Source organism: Gammaproteobacteria bacterium (assembly GCA_033720895.1).
Taxonomy (GTDB): Bacteria; Pseudomonadota; Gammaproteobacteria; order Natronospirales; family JAJUFS01; genus JAWWBS01.
In genome coordinates this window covers 1-2,864 of sequence record JAWWBS010000109.1, presented here as the reverse complement: position 1 = coordinate 2,864, position 2,864 = coordinate 1, and the positions used below count along the sequence as shown (strand labels likewise).

At 61.2% G+C, this 2,864-nt stretch carries 3 protein-coding genes; 2 read left to right on the top strand and 1 reads right to left on the bottom strand.

Features of this window, described 5'->3' with window-relative positions; genetic code table 11:
* On the bottom strand, positions 1 to 896 hold an 896-nt coding region (locus R3217_10615), incomplete at its 3' end, for a D-2-hydroxyacid dehydrogenase (GenBank protein ID MDX1455895.1).
* Positions 897 to 1,042: 146 nt separating this feature from the next.
* Between R3217_10615 and R3217_10610 the strand changes: the two genes are divergently transcribed.
* Together R3217_10610 and R3217_10605 are read left to right on the top strand one after the other, a co-directional pair.
* On the top strand, positions 1,043 to 2,245 hold the full coding sequence (locus tag R3217_10610; protein ID MDX1455894.1) for an aminotransferase class I/II-fold pyridoxal phosphate-dependent enzyme: 1,203 nt from the start codon (positions 1,043 to 1,045) through the stop codon (positions 2,243 to 2,245).
* 38 nt (positions 2,246 to 2,283) lie between these two features.
* On the top strand, positions 2,284 to 2,864 hold a 581-nt coding region (locus R3217_10605; GenBank protein ID MDX1455893.1), incomplete at its 3' end, for a hypothetical protein.

Below are 2,864 nucleotides of genomic sequence, written 5' to 3'. Positions count from 1 at the left end.
TCGCGCCAGCCGATGAAATCACCTGCCATGTGCGCCGTCAGCACCGTGTTGGGACAGTCCCAGAGCGGATGCTCGCGCGGCAGCGGCTCTTCTTCGAAAACATCCAGCACCGCACCCGCGATGACGCCGTCCTGCAGCGCCTCGACCAGGTCGTCGGTCACGACGATCGGTCCGCGGCCGATATTGATGAAGCGGGCATGCGGTGCCATGCGTTCGAAGGCGTCGGCGTCGAACAGGCCCTGGGTGGCCGGCGTCAAAGGTGCCGCGACGACGACGTAATCAAAGTCCGGCAAGAGATCCATCAATCGCGACGAGGCATGAATGCTCTCGAAATCCGCATCACCTTCTCGATCGCTGCTGGCCACGCCACTCACGCGCATGCCGACGGCATTGCAAAGACGCGCGATCTGGCGCCCGATGTTGCCGGCCCCGACGACCAGCACGGAATGTTCATTCACGCGCTCGGTATCGCGATGTCGCCAGGCATGGTCACGCTGCAAGGCCATGGAGCCTGGAAAGTCTTTCGCCATCATCAAAATGGCGCCGAGCACGTACTCGGCAATGCTGCGATCGAAAATACCGGCCGCGTTGGTGACGGGGATATCGGAGTCGCGAACCTCGGGAATCATCAAGGCATCGACACCGGCGCTTGTGGCATGGATCCACTTCAGTGAATCGGCCGAATCCCAGGCCGCGGCGAGCGCCTCGGTGCGAAAATCGGTCACCAACAGGATGTCAGCGCCGGGCAGGGCGCTGCGCAAGGTGTCTTCGGAATCGGCATGACGCACTTCGGCATGGCCATCGAGCGCATCGAGGCCAGGCGGAAGTCCCTGTTCGTCGTCCGTCAGGACAGCGATTCTGGGTTTGGCGCCGTTGGCGGTCATGGAGCTAACCATTGCAGGCCACCTGCGAGAGGTCAAATCCGTCGACGATTTTTTTCATTCGGGCGCTAAACAACTTTCCATAAGTCAGGCATCGCTTGACCGACAGGAGTTCAGGAACCTAGTCTCGACCGAGGAAAAAGAAACACGGGGAGTTGAGCATGGGCAATCCACTGGACATGGACCAGTACGAACACACATCCGCGCCATTGTTCGGGCCCGCCTTGCAGGCCATTCCCATGCCCGGCATTCGCCGCATGATCAACATGGCGGCCGACATGGACGACGTCATCCATCTCTCCATCGGCCAGCCGGATTTCCCCACGCCGCAGCACATCGTTGACGCGCACATCCAGGCGCTCGAAGCCGGGCAGACCGGTTACACCCTCGATGCCGGCCTGCCGGAGCTGCTCACTGCACTGAAGGACTACTACAGCGCGCGTTACGACCGCGACCTGACAGAAGATAATTTCCTGATCACCACCGGCGCCACGGAGGCCATCTACCTGGCGCTGAGCGCAACGGCCGCACCCGGGCGACAGTTCCTGGTCGCGGATCCGACTTTCCTTTTATATGCGCCCCTGATCCGCATGAACGGCGGCGAAGTGAAGATGATCCCGACGCGGGCCGAACACGGCCACCAGCTGGACCCGCAGGAAGTGATCGACAACATCGGCGAGCGCACCTTTGCCATCGTGCTGAATTCGCCCTCCAACCCGACGGGGGTCGTCTATCCGCGCGAAACCATGGAAGCCATCGTCCAGGAAGCGGCGTATCGCGGCATCTATGTCTTCAGCGACGAGGTCTACGACCACCTGTTGCTGGACGACATGGAATTCCCGAGCGTCATTCGCTGCACCTCCGATCTTGACCACGTCATGGCGATCAGCAGCTTCTCCAAGACCTTCAGCATGGCGGGCTTGCGCATCGGCTGGGTCATCTCCAGCCAGGGCGCGATCAAGAAACTGCGTCGCTTCCACATGTTCACAACTACCGTCGCCAACACGCCGGCGCAATGGGCCGGTGTCGCCGCGCTGACGGGCGACCGAAGCTGCATCGACAACATGATCGAGGAATACAAGCGCCGGCGGGACAGGGTAGTGGACCTGGTTGCCGAAGCCCCGCACCTGACCGGCTACTGGCCGCAGGGCGCCTTCTACATGCTGCCGTCATTGCCGACGCACACCAACGGCACCATGGTCGCGGAAAGGATGCTCGAAGAAATCGGCGTCTGCGTCATTCCGGGCGACGCTTTCGGCGAATCGTCCATGAATGCGATTCGCATTTCCTTTTCGAATTCCCTCGACAACATCGAGGAAGCCTTCGCGCGGATGATTCCCTGGCTGAAGAAACAGCGTTTCTAGAGATGCGTCGATTCATTTAAGAGCAGGAGGAGGGCACCATGAGAGCCTTGCTTGCACCAATCCTTGCCCTTTCTTTGTTTGCAGCGCCACTGCAGGCCGAACCGACACAACTTGAAGTTTCCGCCCTGGCTCACGGAGCCAAGTTCATTGGTGATCGCAGCGGCGGCGCCCGGATTACCATCACGGATGCCGAGACCGGCGAGATCCTGGCCGAAGGCATCACCACCGGCGGCACGGGCAATACACGGCTGATCATGGCTGCGGAACAGCCACATTGGGATTCGATCGCAACGGAAGGCACGGCGTCCTTCGTCACCGAGCTGGATATCGACTCGCCCCTCCAGCTCGCCATCACCGCCAGCGGCCCGCTGGATGCGGCACCAGAAGATCGTGTACGGGCCTCTGTAATGAGCTGGTTGCTGCCTGGAGACTCCCGAACGGGCGACCGTCGCGTGATTATTGAATTGCCGGGTTACCTGGTCGATGTGCTGAACATCAAGCAGACAGAAGGGCGCCTCGAGGCCACCGTGGACATCAGCATGCTCTGCGGCTGCCCCGTAATCCCCGGCGGTTGGTGGGATGCCACGCGGATCGACATGCAGGCCCGCCTTGTCGGAGC

What these genes read in the sequence shown, in the direction of transcription:
- R3217_10610 (MDX1455894.1), top strand. Translation starts at nt 1,043, where the DNA reads ATGGGCAATCCACTGGACATGGACCAGTACGAACACACATCCGCGCCA.